A 16,665-nucleotide genomic window follows, 5' to 3' on the forward strand; every position below is an offset into this window, starting at 1 on the left:
GTCCTGCCCTTATTTAAACTGTTTGAGGAAACGCAGATCGTTTTCGAAGAAAGCGCGCAGATCGGTCACGCCGTAGCGCAGCATGGTGAGACGCTCCATGCCCATGCCGAACGCGAAGCCGGAGTAAACTTCCGGATCGATGCCGACATTACGCAGCACGTTCGGATGCACCATGCCGCAGCCCAGCACTTCCAGCCACTTGCCGTTTTTACCCATAACATCCACTTCAGCGGAAGGCTCGGTAAACGGGAAGTAGGACGGACGGAAACGAATCTGCAGATCTTCCTCAAAGAAGTTACGCAGGAAATCGTGCAGCGTGCCTTTCAGGTTGGTAAAGCTGATGTTGGTATCAACGATAAGCCCTTCCATCTGATGGAACATCGGGGTGTGGGTCTGATCGTAGTCGTTACGATAGACACGGCCCGGCGCGATGATGCGAATAGGCGGCTGCTGATTTTTCATGGTGCGGATCTGCACGCCGGAGGTCTGGGTACGCAGAAGACGGGTGGCGTCGAACCAGAAGGTATCGTGATCCGCACGCGCCGGGTGATGCCCCGGAATGTTCAGCGCATCGAAGTTGTGGTAGTCATCTTCAATTTCCGGGCCGGTCGCCACGGTAAAACCGAGTTTCCCGAAGAACGTTTCGATACGGTCGATAGTACGTGTGACCGGATGCAGACCACCATTTTCAACGCGACGGCCCGGGAGCGAAACATCGATAGTTTCTGCTGCCAGACGAGCGTTCAGCGCGGCGCTTTCCAGCTCATTTTTACGCGCGTTCAGCGCCTGCTGAACCTGCTCTTTGGCTTCGTTGATAACCGCGCCCGCGGCCGGACGCTCTTCTGGCGGCAGCTCGCGCAGGGTGGTCATCTGAAGGGTCAGATGCCCTTTTTTCCCTAAATATTCGACGCGTACGTTATCTAACGCGGCAACATCCTGGGCGCTGGTTATGGCCGCCTTTGCACTGGCAACCAGATCTGCGAGATGTGGCATGGTTTTCCTCGTTATTCGGCGCTTGCGCCGGTTTGTTGAACTCTGTCTTGTTATTCTTCTGTTTCAGGTGACACGCCTTGCAGCCACGAAATCTGCGGCGCGTGTGTCGCCTGCCACTTGAAACAGACCCAAAAACGGCAGATATAAAAAAAGCCTCCTGATGGAGGCTTCTGGCGTTGATTTTCCGTTTCTTTTCTTACGCGCAAAGCCCCTCTGTTTCAGGCGCTAAAGTAAAAAAAGAAGCGGAAAATGGCAGCGTTCATGCTTGCGTTACCCTGAGGCTTAATGGCGAATTCTCTTATTGAAAGGCCCGCCAGTAAAAATGTCAACAGATTGATATGGCAGAAATTAAAAGAGGGAGACAAGCTCCCTCTTTCAACTGGCTTACGCCAGAGCTGCTTTCGCTTTTTCAACCAGGGCAGTGAATGCCACTTTGTCGAATACGGCGATGTCAGCCAGGATCTTACGGTCGATTTCAACAGAGGCTTTTTTCAGGCCGTTGATTAATTTGCTGTAAGAAATACCGTTCTGACGTGCTGCTGCGTTGATACGTGCAATCCACAGCTGACGGAACTGACGCTTACGTTGACGACGGTCACGGTAAGCGTACTGACCTGCTTTGATAACAGCCTGGAAGGCAACGCGGTATACGCGAGAACGCGCACCGTAGTAGCCTTTAGCTTGTTTCAAAATTTTCTTATGACGTGCACGTGCAATCACACCACGTTTTACGCGAGCCATAGTGCTCTCCTGTTTCTATTCTGTAAAAAAGTTAAAAGTTAAACGGCTTATGCGTACGGCAGGCACGCGATTACCAGACCCAGATCGCCTTTGGAAACCATGGCTTTCGGGCGCAGGTGACGTTTACGCTTGGTCGCTTTTTTGGTCAGAATATGACGCAGGTTAGCGTGCTTGTGCTTAAAACCACCTTTACCGGTTTTTTTGAAGCGCTTAGCAGCACCGCGTACGGTCTTAATTTTTGGCATCTTAATTACATCCACTTCGCATTGTTAATTAAACGAAACGTAGGCGAACAAAATCTGTGAAGCCCAAAGGCTCCACAGAAAATGCTACTTGAAGGCCTTACTGTTTCTTCTTAGGAGCGAGCACCATGATCATCTGGCGGCCTTCGATCTTCGTCGGGAAGGATTCGACCACTGCCAGTTCTTGCAAATCGTCTTTCACGCGGTTAAGCACTTCCATACCGATTTGCTGGTGGGCCATCTCACGACCGCGGAAGCGGAGCGTGATTTTGGCCTTATCGCCTTCTTCGAGAAAGCGAATCAGGCTGCGGAGTTTTACCTGATAGTCGCCTTCATCTGTACCAGGACGGAATTTAATTTCCTTAACCTGGATAACTTTTTGCTTCTTCTTCTGTTCCTTAGAAGACTTACTCTTTTCATAAAGGAACTTGCCGTAGTCCATGATACGACAAACTGGCGGCTCGGCGTTAGGGCTGATTTCAACTAAATCTACTCCAGCTTCTTCAGCCTTTTCGATAGCTTCTCTCAGACTCACAATTCCCAGCTGCTCGCCTTCCAGACCTGTTAAGCGAACTTCCTGGGCGCGAATCTCGCCATTGATACGATTCGGACGTGCCGTTTGAACTCGTTTTCCGCCTTTAATACCTTATTCCTCCAGTTGTTGAAGACTGCGGCTGCGAATCTCTTGCTGCAGCTTTTCAATTACGTCGTTAACGTCCAGGCTACCGAGGTCTTTACCACGGCGGGTACGAACGGCCACTTTGCCTGCTTCGACCTCTTTATCGCCACAAACTAACATGTATGGAACACGACGTAATGTATGCTCGCGGATTTTAAAGCCAATCTTCTCGTTTCTCAAGTCTGCTTTTACACGAATGCCTGCATTTTGTAGTTTACGGGTCAATTCGTTAACGTATTCAGACTGCGAATCGGTGATATTCATCACCACGACCTGTACCGGAGCAAGCCATGTCGGGAAGAACCCGGCGAACTCCTCGGTCAGGATACCGATAAAACGTTCCATCGAGCCCAGAATCGCGCGGTGAATCATCACCGGCACCTGGCGCTCGTTATTTTCGCCCACATAAGAGGCGCTCAGACGCGACGGGAGCGAGAAGTCGAGCTGTACGGTGCCACACTGCCAGGCGCGGTCGAGGCAGTCATAGAGCGTAAACTCGATTTTCGGGCCGTAGAACGCGCCCTCACCCGGCTGATATTCAAACGGGATATTGTTCTCTTCCAGCGCAACCGCCAGGTCGGCTTCCGCACGGTCCCACATTTCGTCCGTACCGATGCGTTTTTCCGGACGCGTGGAGAGTTTCACCACGATTTTTTCAAAGCCGAAGGTGCTGTACATGTCATAAACCATGCGAATGCAGCTGTTCACTTCGTCGCGCACCTGCTCTTCCGTACAGAAGATATGGGCGTCGTCCTGCGTGAAACCGCGTACGCGCATCAGGCCATGCAGCGCGCCCGAAGGCTCGTTACGGTGGCAGCTACCGAACTCCGCCATACGCAATGGCAGGTCGCGGTATGATTTTAGACCCTGATTAAAGATTTGCACGTGGCCCGGGCAGTTCATCGGCTTGATGCAGTATTCACGGTTCTCGGAAGAAGTGGTGAACATCGCGTCTTTATAGTTATCCCAGTGGCCGGTTTTTTCCCACAGCACGCGGTCCATCATGAACGGACCTTTAACTTCCTGATACTGGTACTCTTTAAGTTTAGAGCGAACAAAAGTCTCCAGCTCGCGGAAGATAGTCCAGCCGTCGTTATGCCAGAACACCATACCCGGCGCCTCTTCCTGCATATGATACAGATCGAGCTGCTTGCCGATTTTACGGTGATCGCGTTTCGCGGCTTCTTCCAGACGCTGCAGGTACGCGTTCAGGGCTTTCTTATCCGCCCACGCAGTACCGTAGATACGCTGCAGCATTTTGTTGCTGCTGTCGCCACGCCAGTATGCGCCTGCGGTTTTCATCAGCTTGAAGTGATGACAGAAGCGCATGTTCGGTACGTGCGGGCCGCGACACATGTCCACGTATTCTTCGTGGTGGTACAGACCCGGCTTATCGTCGCGGGAGATATTTTCATCAAGAATAGCGACTTTGTAGTTTTCGCCACGCTTAACAAACGTTTCGCGGGCTTCCTGCCAGCTCACTTTTTTCTTGATGACGTCGTAATTAGTTTCCGCCAGCTCGTGCATACGCTTTTCGAGGGCGTCGATATCTTCCTGAGTCAGGGTATGGTCGAGATCGACATCGTAATAGAAGCCGTTGTCGATAACCGGGCCAATCGCCATTTTGGTATGGGGCCACAGCTGTTTGATGGCATGACCCAGCAGGTGCGCACAGGAGTGACGGATGATTTCCAGACCGTCTTCATCTTTCGCGGTAATAATCGCGAGCTGAGCGTCCTGTTCGATACTGTCGTGAGCGTCCACCAGCTCGCCATTCACGCGGCCTGCGATACAGGCTTTCGCGAGACCCGGACCGATATCCAGGGCAACATCCATGGGGCTGACAGCATGGTCGTAATGGCGTTGGCTGCCATCAGGAAGCGTAATAACAGGCATTATAAATCCTTATTCACAGTGGTGACCCACACGCAAGATCACATATGACTTAATAAGTGGTTTTTATTCAGTAAGTTATGCAACCATCTGACCAACATTCGCCAAATTGGTACACACTTTGGAACGCAAAGCCTTTCCCGTATAACGTTGATGCTTTGCGCCTATAACCATGGTAACACTAATAAAATAGATAAAGCTATCCATGCTCAGGGGCCCGGTGCCCACGCCGGCAAGGAAAGGCGCTTTTATTCGGCAAACTTCAGCAGCGCTTCCCCATCCAGGCGATAGCGTACCCACTCCGATTGCGCCGTCGCGCCAATGCTGAGATAAAAATCGATGGCAGGCTGATTCCAGTCCAGCACGCTCCACTCAAGACGGCCACACTGCCTTTGCACCGCACACTGCGCGATATGCTTTAACAGCCCCCTTCCCGCGCCCTTACCGCGATACTCAGGGGAAACATATAAATCTTCCATATAAATGCCGTTACGTCCGAGCCATGTGGAATAGCTGGTGAAGAAAACGGCATACCCTACGGCTTTATCGTCAATCTCACATATCAGCGCTTCCGTTTTACTGCCTGCGCCAAAGAGCGTTTCCCGTATCTCTTCTGGCGTTGTGACCACTTCCTGCGGGGCTTTTTCATAAACCGCCAGTTCATAAATCATCTCGTAAATTGCCGTTGCATCTTCCGGACGGGCTGCGCGAATGGTGTAGCTCATTGGTTTTCCTGTTATCTCATCATGGGCAGACATTGATGGCGCTAAGCATACGGGGTAATGTCAGGAGAATTAAGTGCAATGAAATCACTACATGATGAATATTATGCATCCTGCTTTAAGGCGTCTTGATTTAAATCTTTTACCGGTTTTTGACGCTATCTATCGGCACTGTTCCGTTCGTAAGGCCGCTGATGAACTGGCGATGAGCACATCGGCCCTGAGCCACGCGCTGTCGCGGCTACGCACCACGCTTAACGACCCGTTATTTTACCGGGAAGGCCACCGTATGTGCCCCAGCGTATACGCCTCCCAGCTTGCGCCCTCCATCGCTTCGGCACTGAAATTTCTCAATCAGGAACTGACGCCGCAGCCGGAGTTTGACCCGGCCAGCAGCACAGAGTGCTTACAGATTGCCATCACCGACTTCACCGCGTTTTGCATTTTCCCTGCCCTCATGCACCGGCTGCAGCGCGAAGCGCCTGGCCTGCGTTTTGAGTTGCGGTATTTACCGCACAGCCCTGCGCTGAATGAACTGCTGGCAGGCGAAATGGATCTGGCGCTTGGATTCAGCGCACCGGAGGAGATCCGGCATCCGGAGTTAGACGAGATCGCCTGGCTGGAAGATGACTATGTCGTTATCAGCAACGCACAAAGAGCACAGCTGACGCTTGAGGATTATCTCGCTGCCAGACACCTGGTGGTGACGCCCTGGAATGAAAAGCAGGGCGTACTTGATACACAGCTGGAACAGATGGGCTATACGCGCCACATCGCGCTCAAAACCCCTTCTATGCTTGGCGCGCCGTTTATCGTTGCAGAAAGCGACTTGCTGATGGCGCTTCCCCGCTTCGCCGCGAAGAAACTGCTGCCGGCAACTGATATCAGGATATTTGAATTGCCTTTCAACGTACCGTCGTTCGAAGTGAAAATTTATTCGCATCAACGCAGTGGTAAACGCGGCGCAACCGACTGGCTTAAGACCGTCCTGCAAGCGCTGGCAAGAAACCTGTAGCATGTGAAATATCACGTTCTCGTTACTTAAGCACTGGCGTTCCGGGCCTTCATTGCACAGGATACCGAGGCATCAAGCCCCGGCTCGGCCGCGTAACACTCTTTTGCTCTGATGCTTGTGTCAGCGACCGCCTGGTTCTGGGAGGTGAACTTTTCCGGACTATGACAGCACGTTAAACTGCGGGATTCATTTGCCGGCATCGTTCAGAAAGGAAAATAACGCCATGGCTCTGGAACCTGAAATTGCACGTCTTGTTGATGAATTTATCGCGGCGGGCCGCCCCTCCCCACGCATGCAGACATTTGAAGAGCGTCGCGCAGGTTATGTCGCCAGCGCGGTACTCGCCGGTGTTCCTGAGACCCGCGTGAATATAGAAGATACGATGATTGACGCTATCCCTTTACGTATCTTCTCGCCTTTGAATAGAGAGAACGTGCTCCCGGCGATTATCTATTATCACGGTGGCTGTTTTGTGAGCGGCGGGTTTGCCACGCATGATAATCAACTGCGCCAGCTTGCCTTCCTGAGTGGTTGTCGGGTGATTGCGGTGCAATACCGCTTAGCGCCAGAGCATACTTATCCCGCCGCACATGATGATGCTGAACGCGCCGCGCAGCTTATCTGGCGGGACGCAGAAGCACTGGGCATAGATCGCCGCCACATGACGTTTATGGGGGACAGCGCGGGCGGTCATCTGGCGCTGGTAACCGCCTTACGATTAAAAAATACCGGCGCATGGCTCCCCCGCCAGCTGGTGCTGATTTATCCGATGCTGGACGCTACAGCATCGTCAGAAAGTTATCGATCAAACGGTACCGATTATGTCCTGACGAGCGACGCGTTTCTGAGCGGTTTCGAAGCCTATCTTTCAGATATTAATCTGAAGCACCCTGAAGCCAGCCCGTTATTTCGTGATGATTTCGCAGGATTACCGCCGGTACATATCATCACGGCGGAATATGATGCGTTACGTGATGAAGGCGAAGCGCTCTTTGCGCGTATGACGCAGCAAGGGGTGAACTGCACGGCGCAGCGCTATCCCGGTGTGATACATGGTTTCTTTCAGCTTAGCGGCATCAGTCAGACCGCACGCAATGTGATGCAGGATATTTGTGCCTTGATTCGTTCAGGAAATACGCGCTGAAGCGCTGATATCACTCAAGCGTTCGGGAAAGAATAATGAGCCCCTGATGCTCGTCGAACCCGTTTTTTCTGTAAAAGAAATCGGAAGGATAGGCTTTATGGGTGTTGAGAATCATCGCATTCAGTCCTTCGTGTAAGGAACGATCGGCGATGAAATTCATCAGTGCGCTACCGACACCCTTTCCCTGATAGTCAGGATCGACGAAAAACTCATCAATATAATACTCAACGCCGCCCGGCCACGGTTTCCTGAAACCGATGCTAACAGCGACGATATTATCGTCATGCCGGGCAATATAGCCCCTGAAATAATTGTTGTTCAGATGCTCTCTGATAAAAGCGATGACCGGCTCCAGCTCGCTCTTTTCAAACCAGGGCGCTTCTTTATAGACCTTACAGTAGAGATGGGCGCACGCGGTAATGTGCGTGTCGGTAAGCGCGGAAAAATCAATTTTCATTTGCGTCCCTGCGTCAGCCGGTTTATGGGTAAGGCAAATCTAATGCAGAGCGCAAAAAACGTCAAAAAGAAGGCGTGGGGGATAAGCAGTGAAGCTACGTCAGACAGGTGTCGTTTTGCCTGCCTGACGTAGCAGAAATCGCGTGTTTACGCTTATTTCTTGCTGGCGTTAGAGAGTGTGTCGTCCGCTTTCCAGAGACGGTATTTTACGTCGATATTTTCAGGCGCATACACGACCACCGGCAGTTTGCTGTTGTAATTCAGCAAGCTATTTTCACCGAGATTAGCGGTGACAAATTTCTTCTCTTTTTTACCGTCCGGGCAGGCCATCATGGTAGAGGTATACATTACCGAGCCGTCTGCGTTTTTTGCGGATTCAAACGTGTAATAGTCATATCCCCAGCCTTCCAGCGTTTTACGCTCAAATTTGCCGGCCAGCTGATGCTTGTTACAGTCAACGTCAAGTGTCTGGCCGATAATCAGTTCCACTTTGTAAGATGACTCATCCTGGCGCTCAGGTAACTCAATCACCTGGCGGACCATGCCTTTTTCCGCCTTTGGAAAAGGCGCGATATTTTCAGAAGCTTTTTCAACGGCGAATGCACTGGCGGAAATGCAACCAGTCGTGACCAGGCCTAACATGAGCGCTGAAATTTTATTCATTATTAACGTTCTCCACAGGTTTTATCTCCACGGTAAAAACTGAATTCAATTTCAAAAACCGTGACAATCACTGCCATATTATTCATAAGCAGATTTTTATGTCACCCTCATGCAAACCATCGTCATTTTTTATCTGTACCGTTTCTTTTACGAAGCGTAAAACATAACGGTTACTCACGTGAATAATGGTTTAACCCACTGGTTATTCATAACCGTGGCGCCATCCCGTATTTAGGTGCCTTAATATTCGCCGCCCAGACTTTAATCTCCTTCTGGCTCATCACCGTAAAATCTGAACGCAGCCGCTCGACCAGCGCGTTGACTTTATCGGCATCCCTGACCAGATAATGCTCTATCTTTTCTGAGCCATGTTCGGTACAAAAATATTCGGCGGGGACGAGGTCATTATTGATTTCAAGCGCTCTTGCCTGCGTCGGGCATTTTCCTGTTGTCAGAGAGGAGATCACCATATTCGCTGAACGGAAACCAGCCTGGGAGATGCTCAGCATAACCGGACTGCCCTCGGCGGTCTGGGTCATATCATATAAAACCGCGTCTTTTTCATACCACGTATTATATTCACGGCCCTGAACCACCGCGCTGGCAGGGGCTGTGCTGCCAAGAAAAAGGCAGCACATTAAAAGTGTTTTTTTCATTGTTATTCATTGCTGGTGTGTGTACAGCGATCATTCCCAATCTGATTTTAAGAATCAAGCTATTAAGATTTTACTCAGCACGCGGGGCGCGGGGAACCGTGGATATCGGAAATGACATGCGGCAGGAACGGGAATGACGAAAGGCAGGAAAAAGAAAAGCCCCCGCGGGGGCTTTAGTTTTACTCATTGATGCGAGGATGCTGATCGACCAGACGGGTGCGTTTTTCCTGCAACTCGGCGATCTCTTTGTCAATATCTTCAATTTTCTGTTCGATATTGTCATGGTGCTCACGCAGAATTTCGCGCGCCTCCTGGATATCCGATGCCGCAGGCGTCGCGCCTTTTAACGGGCGGTTAGCTGTCTCTTTCATCGTCAGACCGGTAATCAAACCAATGACCGCAATCACCATCAGGTAATATGCCGGCATCATCAGGTTTTCGGTGCTTTCCACCAGCCATGCCGCGAGTGTCGGCGTCAGGCCCGCAATCAGTACCGAGATATTAAACGCGCTCGCCAGCGCGCTGTAGCGGATGTGCGTCGGGAACATCGCCGGGAGCGAAGACGCCATCACACCGGTAAAGCAGTTGAGGATCACCGCCAGCATCAGCAGGCCGGAGAAAATCAGGCCAATGACGTTGCTGTTAATCAGCACGAATGCCGGAATCGCCAGTACCATCAGCGCGACGCTACCGAAAATGACAAACGGACGACGGCCAAAACGGTCACTCAGCAGGCCCATCACCGGCTGCACAAACAGCATACCGATCATAATCGCGATAATAATCAACACGCCGTGTTCTTCGGAATAGTGCAGATTGTGCGACAGATAGCTCGGCATATAGGTGAGCAGCATGTAATAGGTCACGTTGGTGGAAATCACCAGGCCGATACAGGCCAGCAGGCTGCGCCAGTGTTTTGTTGCAATCTCTTTGAAAGAGACTTTCGGGCCATGCTGTAAACCTTCGCGATCGCCCTGCTCCAGCTTATCGACATGCTGCTGGAAGGCCGGCGTCTCTTCCAGCGCGTGGCGCAGATAGAGGCCAATCAGGCCCAGCGGCAGCGCCAGGAAGAACGGCAGACGCCAGCCCCAGCTCAGGAAATTCTCTTCGCCAAGGATAGCGGAGATAAGCACCACGACGCCTGCGCCAAGCACGAAGCCCGCGATAGAGCCGAAATCAAGCCAGCTCCCCATAAAGCCGCGCTTGCGGTCAGGGGAATATTCCGCGACAAATATCGATGCGCCAGTATATTCGCCGCCCACCGAGAACCCCTGCGCCATTTTACACAGCAACAACAGGATGGGTGCCCAGATACCAATCGACGCATACGACGGAATAAGCCCGATACAGAATGTACTGACGGACATAATCACAATGGTTATTGCGAGGATCTTCTGGCGGCCATATTTATCGCCGAGCATCCCGAAGAACAGACCGCCCAGCGGACGGATAAGAAAGGGAACCGAAAACGTCGCCAGCGCGGCGATCATCTGCACGCTGGGATTGGCATCCGGGAAAAACACTTTGCCGAGTGCGTAAGCCACAAAGCCATACACACCAAAATCAAACCACTCCATGGCGTTACCGAGAGAGGCTGCGGTAATCGCTTTACGAAGTTTCGCATCATCAATAATCGTGACGTCACTCAGAGAGATCGGTTCTACTTTTTTTCTTTTAAGCTTCATATCCATCCTCATTGAATTCGCTCTTTGACTCGGGTGACGTTATACATCGCCCCCTCAGTCCGCTTCCTTAGCGATAAAGAAGCCTTATCTTTCCAGGACTTCCTTTAAGAGCGTAGCAGGATCTCTTCCCGCTGTTAGTAATGACACATCCGAATGTGCTTACCTGCGTTTTCAGATGCCTGACCCTTCTTTACCCTAACAGCGAACAAATTTGCGATCAACTTCACAGTTTATTTTATCGCGTTTTGGATGCGTCATTCGGCATATTTTGTTAGTCAGCTAAGCGATGTCAGATGAAAATACCTGGTTCTGCCAGGGATATTTTTTATTCGCGTTGCAGACAGCCCGCTTGGGAAAATAGCGGTCACAAAAGGTTATTTTGATGAGAATGAACTTATTAGAGGTAATCGTGGCGTCAGAAGGTAAGAAGTATTAAGTAAAAGATGGCAAAGAGCACACATTAAAAAGCCGAATCACAGGATCCGGCTTTTACCAGGGGCAAGCGATACTTACCTGCATCAGGACCAGTCGCCTGCGACCAGCGTTTGCGTAGTAAACGCATCATTCATTGACTGGCCCGTAGACGCCGCGCCAGGCTGAATACTGGTGCCAGCTTCAATATCACTCGCGCGCCATCCGGCATAGGGCGCGTTGTTTTGCGTGGTTTGGTTCATCGGAGCAGCAAAGGCGCTGAAGGAAAGCACGCTCAGCGCCAGGGCGGCGGTCGCGGTTTTGAGGGTATTCATCTTTATTATCTCTTCTTTGCAGCATCAAAATAGGTGATGTTTTCTTCACCACCGGTCTGTAAAGAGTAGATCCAGATCACACTTTAAAACAGTCAAATTATTTGGCGTGCGACGTCAAAGAAACTGAACACGGTTTTAACGCACTGAAAAGAAAAGCATAAGGAGAGTCACTACGAAAGTGAAAAGAGAAATCCTGTTGAAAACGCCGGGTGAAAGCCGCGCAATAAAAAGGCTGGCAGCGCCAGCCTTTAAAAAATCACGCTGAAAGCGTCTTACATACGATAACCCAGCGTGACGGACGTGCGGGTATCGGTATGATCTGGCGCGCTCGCTGGCGGGTTAGAGTTCCAGGTCACGTTGTACGCGACTTTCAGGCCAAAGTGCTCGTTAATAGCCACGTCCAGCGCCGTCTCGGAGTTCACGTTGGTATCTTCGGAGCCAAATACGGACACACCCTGCGTGAATTTGGTGTTGTCGGTCAGCTGCCAGGTATAGATGCCAGACGCGTAACCCAGGCCCTGAGTTTTGGTTTCGCCGTCGGTATATTCGTCGTAACGCACACCCGGACCGAATTCAAAGCGCAGGCTGTGTACCGGGCCGTTCAGGAACTGACGACCATAACCCATCGTCAGCACGTCGCGCTCGCGGTAGCCGTTATAACGGTCTGTCAGCCAGCTTGCCTGACCAAAGAGATAGTCATAATCGGTAACGTTAACGCGGCTACGTCCGCCCACCGCATATTTTTCCGAAGAGCGTTCGTCATTGGAAGACGTATTGCTGGCATTCCCCCACAGCGACCAGGCGGTGGTTTCACCATACCAGGTCAGGTTGCTGTCAGCCGTTAAGGAAGAACTTTTAGTATTGCCGGTTTGTGCCAGGTAACCCGCGTTTAAATTACCTTCAAACGGTTTTTTCGCGGTGGAAGGATCGTCCATGACAGTAAAAACGGTATTATCAGCCATCGCGTGCTGGCTCAGCAGCGCGCCACCCGCCAGCAGCATTGCCAGGGGCACTGTCTTAAAAAGCTTCATGTTGATTTTCAGGTCCATACAACAAAAAAAAGGACCATTACGGTCCCGTAACTTTTTCTCTGGATCAATAAAATCCGCCCACAGAAAGGTAACGAATTATAAAAAGGCCGATCTGGCTTAGCAATGAAATCCTTTCGCTATTTAAGAATAAGCGAACTCTTAAAATTAAACTTTTATTTATATAGAACGGTCATCCGATTTATATCGGGCTCAAGGTAAAATCAGCACGTTATTCACCCACCGTCTGGCTGTCGGGTGCTACGCTTAGGGCAGTCTAAAAAAACGGAGGCGATATGGTACGTATTTATACGCTCACGCTGGCGCCCTCGCTCGACAGCGCCACAATCACGCCGCAAATCTATCCTGAGGGGAAACTGCGCTGCAGCGCGCCGGTGTTTGAACCCGGCGGCGGCGGTATTAACGTCGCACGCGCCATCGTCCATCTGGGCGGCACTGCAACCGCCCTCTTCCCCGCAGGCGGCGCGACGGGCGAGCATCTGGTCTCGCTGCTCAATGATGAAAAGGTCGCGGTAGAGACCATTTCCGCCCATGACTGGACCCGCCAGAATCTTCACGTGCATGTCGAATCGAGCGGCGAGCAGTACCGCTTCGTCATGCCCGGCGCCACGCTAACTGACGACGAATTCCGCCAACTGGAAGAAAAAGTGCTGGCGATTGAATCAGGCGCAATTCTGGTCATCAGCGGTAGCCTGCCACCCGGCGTCAGCGTGGAGAAACTCCAGCAACTGATTAAAGCGGCGCGGGCGCAGGGGATTCGCCTGATTATCGACAGCTCCGGTGATGCGCTGGCCGCCGCGCTGGAGATTGGCGATATCGAACTGGTTAAACCCAATCAGAAAGAGCTTGCGGCGCTGGTGAAACGCGATCTGACCGCGCCGGACGATGTGCGTAAGGCCGCAGAAGAACTGGTGCAAAAAGGAAAAGCCCGCCGCGTTGTGGTCTCTCTCGGGCCGCAGGGCGCGCTCGGTGTAGACGGTAAAGACTGCGTGCAGGTCGTGCCGCCGCCGATGAAAAGCCAGAGTACCGTCGGTGCGGGCGACAGCATGGTGGGTGCCATGACGCTGCGCTTAGCCCAGGACGCCCCGCTGCTGGATATGGTGCGTTTTGGCGTGGCCGCCGGTAGCGCCGCCACCATCAATCAGGGTACGCGGCTCTGCTCGCTGGAAAACACCGATAAGATTTATCAGTGGCTGACACGCTAACTTTCCGGCCAGTCCCTGCGGGCTGGCATTTTATTGCTGACAATGAGGTTCGCCATGAGTGAAGTGACCCGCTATGTCGTCACCGTGAAGTTTCATGAGAAAAGCCTGACCGATATTAACGAACTGAATAACCATCTGACGCGCGGCGGTTTCCAGCTCACGCTTGCCGACGACGAGGGCAAAATACACGAGCTGGGCACCAATACCTTCGGGCTGGTCAGCGCGCTCAGTGAGAAAGAGGTGGCGGAACTGGCCGAAGGGCTTGGCGAGGCGGCGCTCGATCAGAAGCCGCAAGTCACCGTCACTACGTTCGAAAACTGGCTGCGCGACAACGACACCGTGTAACGTCGCCCGCGCGCGGCTGGTTGTGCGCTCGCGCAGATTTTCCTCTGCACGGGCGCGTTACGCTGATGTTCTTTACGGGAAAACTGGGAGAGTAATCATGTGGCATGCCATTACGCGTTTGTTAAACGAACAGCTGGGCGCCGGTGAAATCAGCCAGCGAACCGAACTGCCGGGCGGTGAAATTCATGCCGCGTGGCGAATCGACTGGGCCGGGCGCGCTATCTTCGTGAAATGCGATGATTCAACGCTGTTGCCCTGCTTTACCGCCGAAGCCGATCAGCTCAACCTGCTGGCGCGCAGTAAAACGGTCACGGTGCCGGAAGTGCTCGGCGTCGGCAGCGACCGCGAATACAGTTTTCTCCTGCTGGAATACCTGCCGCCAAAACCGCTCGACGCACATAACGCTTTTTTGCTTGGTCAACAGCTGGCGCGCCTGCACCAGTGGAGCGAGCAACCGCAGTACGGGCTCGATTACGACAACCACCTCTCCACCACGCCGCAGCCCAACGCCTGGCAGCGCCGCTGGGCGAGCTTTTTCGCCGAACAGCGCATCGGCTGGCAGCTGGAGCTGGCGGCGGAAAAAGGCATGGAGTTTGGCGATATCGACCGAATCGTGGATGCGGTGCATCAGCAGTTGATCTCGCACCAGCCCGCGCCTTCGCTGCTGCACGGCGATTTGTGGTCCGGCAACTGCGCGCTGGGACCGGTCGGGCCCTATATCTTCGACCCGGCCTGCTACTGGGGCGATCGCGAATGCGATCTGGCGATGCTGCCGCTGCACCCGGAACAGCCGCCGCAGATTTACGACGGTTATCAGTCGGTGCTGCCGTTGCCCGCCGGCTTTCTTGAGCGCCAGCCACTCTATCAGCTTTATACCCTGCTAAACCGCGCCACGCTCTTCGGCGGTCAGCATCTGGTTACCGCACAGCAGGCGTTAACCCGCGTTCTGGGCATATGAGAAAGGCGCGCCGCAGCGCGCGCATTTACAGGAACCCGAGCAGGGAGAAGAAAACGTAGCCCAGCACCAGCACAATCACCGGCAGGATATAGAGCGGGAAGATTTGCAGGAAAATGGTATGGCGCGGCACCACGATGCGCGATTCCAGCGCCTCGCGGGTCAACCCCTCTTCGCCTTTGGCGCGCTCAAGGATCAGGCTGTCTTCAACATGCTCACGCAGAAAACGCGCCTGGCGGCACATCCGCGCGCCGGATGCCTGCAACGCCAGGCCGACAAAAATCAGAATATAGATAATCCAGAAGCTGATATTCGCGTGACGCGTGAAATCAGGCTGCGGCGAGTTGTACCAGAAGACATTCAGGAACGGCGTGTTAAAACGCACCATTTCAATCATCACGTGAGCGAAATCCATCATCACGGCGTTAATGCCCGGCTGCTTTTCGCTGTGCTGATACATAAATTTCAGCACGGAGATAATCGTGGAGAGCGTGGCAGGAATGAAAATCACCCATCCGGCGATGCGTTTTAAGACACCAATGCGTCCAGCTTGTTGATACGTCATGCTTTCCCCTTGATAGCGACGCGACAGATTGGCCTAAGTTTACCCTGTGAAGCGCTTTTTCGCCTGAACTTTCCGGCACATGGCCTGAAAGCGGTAGCCATAATGCGTTTTTCCGGCTATTGATTAACCTTTCCCGCGTAAAAAGAAGGAGTGACATGATGTCTTCGCCGCGACAGATCCTCGCCGCTATTTTTGATATGGATGGTTTACTGATTGATTCCGAGCCGCTCTGGGACCAGGCGGAACTGGAAGTTATGGCAACGCTCGGGGTGGATACCTCCCGCCGCCATGAGTTGCCCGACACGCTGGGCCTGCGCATCGATCTGGTGGTGGCGCTGTGGTTCGCGCAGCAGCCGTGGAACGGGCCGTCACTGGATGAAGTGACGCAGCGCATTATTACCCGCGCCATGACGCTGGTGGAAGAAAAACGCCCGCTGCTGCCGGGCGTGGCAGACGCGATTGCGCTTTGTAAAGCGCAGGGGCTGAAGGTCGGCCTCGCCTCCGCTTCGCCGCTGCGGATGCTGGATCGCGTACTGACGCTGTTTGATCTGCGCGAGCAGTTTGACGTGCTCGCGTCCGCCGAACATCTGCCTTACAGCAAGCCGCACCCGCAGGTCTATCTGGACGCGGCGGCAAAGCTTGGCGTCGATCCGCTCTGCTGCGTGACGCTGGAAGATTCCGTTAACGGCATGGTCGCCACCAAAGCGGCGCGTATGCGCTCCATTGTGGTTCCGGCCGAAGAGAACCGCAGCGACGCGCGCTGGGCGCTCGCCAACGTGCGTCTGAACTCGCTGACCGAACTTGAGCCCTGGCATCTGAAAGGGTAAACCACACTCCGCTGCCGCCGCCCGGCAGCGGTTTTGGGTTTATATTCCAGAAAAAACCGCCCTTCGTCATATTTTTAAAACACA

The 16,665-nt window shown here is 52.9% G+C and carries 20 protein-coding genes and 1 other annotated feature; of the genes, 6 read left to right on the forward strand and 14 right to left on the reverse strand.

Translation table 11 applies throughout. The features are described from left to right. Nucleotides 1-9 precede the first annotated feature (9 nt). The 7 genes from pheS to AFK66_RS10990 all read right to left on the reverse strand — a co-directional run bounded on the left by pheS (nucleotide 10) and on the right by AFK66_RS10990 (nucleotide 5,273). Nucleotides 10-993, reverse strand: coding sequence for a phenylalanine--tRNA ligase subunit alpha (gene pheS / locus AFK66_RS10965; protein ID WP_007792775.1), 984 nt, complete (start codon nucleotides 991-993; stop codon nucleotides 10-12). A 143-nt stretch (nucleotides 994-1,136) separates the two neighbouring features. Further along, nucleotides 1,137-1,261: a sequence feature (Phe leader region), on the reverse strand. After that, complete coding sequence (gene pheM / locus AFK66_RS22835; protein WP_106120997.1) at nucleotides 1,212-1,256, reverse strand: pheST operon leader peptide PheM; 45 nt, start codon at nucleotides 1,254-1,256, stop codon at nucleotides 1,212-1,214. It overlaps the preceding feature by 45 nt. A gap of 116 nt (nucleotides 1,262-1,377) precedes the next feature. Further along, nucleotides 1,378-1,734 (reverse strand): 50S ribosomal protein L20, encoded by a 357-nt coding sequence (rplT, locus tag AFK66_RS10970; protein ID WP_007783664.1) that lies wholly within the window; start codon nucleotides 1,732-1,734, stop codon nucleotides 1,378-1,380. 47 nt (nucleotides 1,735-1,781) lie between these two features. Then, complete coding sequence (gene rpmI, locus AFK66_RS10975; RefSeq protein WP_001124225.1) at nucleotides 1,782-1,979, reverse strand: 50S ribosomal protein L35; 198 nt, start codon at nucleotides 1,977-1,979, stop codon at nucleotides 1,782-1,784. 97 nt (nucleotides 1,980-2,076) lie between these two features. Next, nucleotides 2,077-2,619 (reverse strand): translation initiation factor IF-3, encoded by a 543-nt coding sequence (infC, locus tag AFK66_RS10980; RefSeq protein ID WP_012905609.1) that lies wholly within the window; start codon nucleotides 2,617-2,619, stop codon nucleotides 2,077-2,079. Nucleotides 2,620-2,622: 3 nt separating this feature from the next. Beyond that, nucleotides 2,623-4,551, reverse strand: coding sequence for a threonine--tRNA ligase (thrS, locus tag AFK66_RS10985; protein ID WP_004387090.1), 1,929 nt, complete (start codon nucleotides 4,549-4,551; stop codon nucleotides 2,623-2,625). Nucleotides 4,552-4,796: 245 nt separating this feature from the next. Continuing rightward, entirely contained in the window at nucleotides 4,797-5,273 is a 477-nt protein-coding gene (locus tag AFK66_RS10990; protein WP_007783661.1) for a GNAT family N-acetyltransferase, read from the reverse strand. Nucleotides 5,274-5,364: 91 nt separating this feature from the next. Between AFK66_RS10990 and AFK66_RS10995 the strand changes: the two genes are divergently transcribed. Together AFK66_RS10995 and AFK66_RS11000 are read left to right on the forward strand one after the other, a co-directional pair. Continuing rightward, nucleotides 5,365-6,285: a LysR family transcriptional regulator gene (locus AFK66_RS10995; protein ID WP_007783659.1), complete on the forward strand. Its 921-nt coding sequence runs from the start codon at nucleotides 5,365-5,367 to the stop codon at nucleotides 6,283-6,285. 223 nt (nucleotides 6,286-6,508) lie between these two features. After that, nucleotides 6,509-7,429, forward strand: coding sequence for an alpha/beta hydrolase (locus AFK66_RS11000; protein WP_007783657.1), 921 nt, complete (start codon nucleotides 6,509-6,511; stop codon nucleotides 7,427-7,429). Nucleotides 7,430-7,439: 10 nt separating this feature from the next. Here the strand turns inward: AFK66_RS11000 and AFK66_RS11005 are convergent, their stop codons facing one another. From AFK66_RS11005 to AFK66_RS11030, 6 genes are all read right to left on the reverse strand, one after another. After that, nucleotides 7,440-7,886, reverse strand: a complete 447-nt coding sequence (locus AFK66_RS11005; protein WP_007783654.1) for a GNAT family N-acetyltransferase — start codon at nucleotides 7,884-7,886, stop codon at nucleotides 7,440-7,442. A gap of 152 nt (nucleotides 7,887-8,038) precedes the next feature. Continuing rightward, complete coding sequence (gene eco, locus AFK66_RS11010) at nucleotides 8,039-8,548, reverse strand: serine protease inhibitor ecotin (RefSeq protein ID WP_007783652.1); 510 nt, start codon at nucleotides 8,546-8,548, stop codon at nucleotides 8,039-8,041. A 206-nt stretch (nucleotides 8,549-8,754) separates the two neighbouring features. Beyond that, nucleotides 8,755-9,204, reverse strand: a complete 450-nt coding sequence (locus AFK66_RS11015; protein WP_023898907.1) for a hypothetical protein — start codon at nucleotides 9,202-9,204, stop codon at nucleotides 8,755-8,757. A 179-nt stretch (nucleotides 9,205-9,383) separates the two neighbouring features. Next, nucleotides 9,384-10,889 carry a glycine betaine/L-proline transporter ProP gene (gene proP, locus AFK66_RS11020; protein WP_007783646.1) on the reverse strand — a complete coding sequence of 502 codons (1,506 nt, stop codon included), beginning with the start codon at nucleotides 10,887-10,889 and terminating at the stop codon, nucleotides 9,384-9,386. A 518-nt stretch (nucleotides 10,890-11,407) separates the two neighbouring features. After that, nucleotides 11,408-11,635 (reverse strand): hypothetical protein, encoded by a 228-nt coding sequence (locus tag AFK66_RS11025; RefSeq protein ID WP_007783644.1) that lies wholly within the window; start codon nucleotides 11,633-11,635, stop codon nucleotides 11,408-11,410. A 272-nt stretch (nucleotides 11,636-11,907) separates the two neighbouring features. Further along, complete coding sequence (locus tag AFK66_RS11030; protein ID WP_032968784.1) at nucleotides 11,908-12,666, reverse strand: DUF481 domain-containing protein; 759 nt, start codon at nucleotides 12,664-12,666, stop codon at nucleotides 11,908-11,910. Nucleotides 12,667-12,959: 293 nt separating this feature from the next. Between AFK66_RS11030 and pfkB the strand changes: the two genes are divergently transcribed. The 3 genes from pfkB to AFK66_RS11045 all read left to right on the forward strand — a co-directional run bounded on the left by pfkB (nucleotide 12,960) and on the right by AFK66_RS11045 (nucleotide 15,192). Continuing rightward, complete coding sequence (gene pfkB / locus AFK66_RS11035) at nucleotides 12,960-13,889, forward strand: 6-phosphofructokinase II (RefSeq protein WP_007783640.1); 930 nt, start codon at nucleotides 12,960-12,962, stop codon at nucleotides 13,887-13,889. 54 nt (nucleotides 13,890-13,943) lie between these two features. After that, the gene (ghoS, locus tag AFK66_RS11040) at nucleotides 13,944-14,234 is read left to right on the forward strand and encodes a type V toxin-antitoxin system endoribonuclease antitoxin GhoS (RefSeq protein ID WP_007783635.1); all 291 of its coding nucleotides are present in this window, start codon (nucleotides 13,944-13,946) and stop codon (nucleotides 14,232-14,234) included. Between the two features lie 97 nt (nucleotides 14,235-14,331). Further along, entirely contained in the window at nucleotides 14,332-15,192 is an 861-nt protein-coding gene (locus AFK66_RS11045) for a fructosamine kinase family protein (protein ID WP_023898909.1), read from the forward strand. A gap of 25 nt (nucleotides 15,193-15,217) precedes the next feature. Here AFK66_RS11045 and AFK66_RS11050 read toward each other — a convergent pair whose 3' ends face one another. Beyond that, entirely contained in the window at nucleotides 15,218-15,754 is a 537-nt protein-coding gene (locus tag AFK66_RS11050; protein WP_007783630.1) for a YniB family protein, read from the reverse strand. A gap of 158 nt (nucleotides 15,755-15,912) precedes the next feature. Here AFK66_RS11050 and hxpB point away from each other — a divergent pair, with 158 nt between their 5' ends. Continuing rightward, complete coding sequence (gene hxpB, locus AFK66_RS11055; RefSeq protein WP_032968127.1) at nucleotides 15,913-16,581, forward strand: hexitol phosphatase HxpB; 669 nt, start codon at nucleotides 15,913-15,915, stop codon at nucleotides 16,579-16,581. The last annotated feature ends 84 nt before the right edge of the window (nucleotides 16,582-16,665 follow it).

This window comes from Cronobacter malonaticus LMG 23826 (assembly GCF_001277215.2).
In the GTDB taxonomy this organism is placed as follows: domain Bacteria; phylum Pseudomonadota; class Gammaproteobacteria; order Enterobacterales; family Enterobacteriaceae; genus Cronobacter; species Cronobacter malonaticus.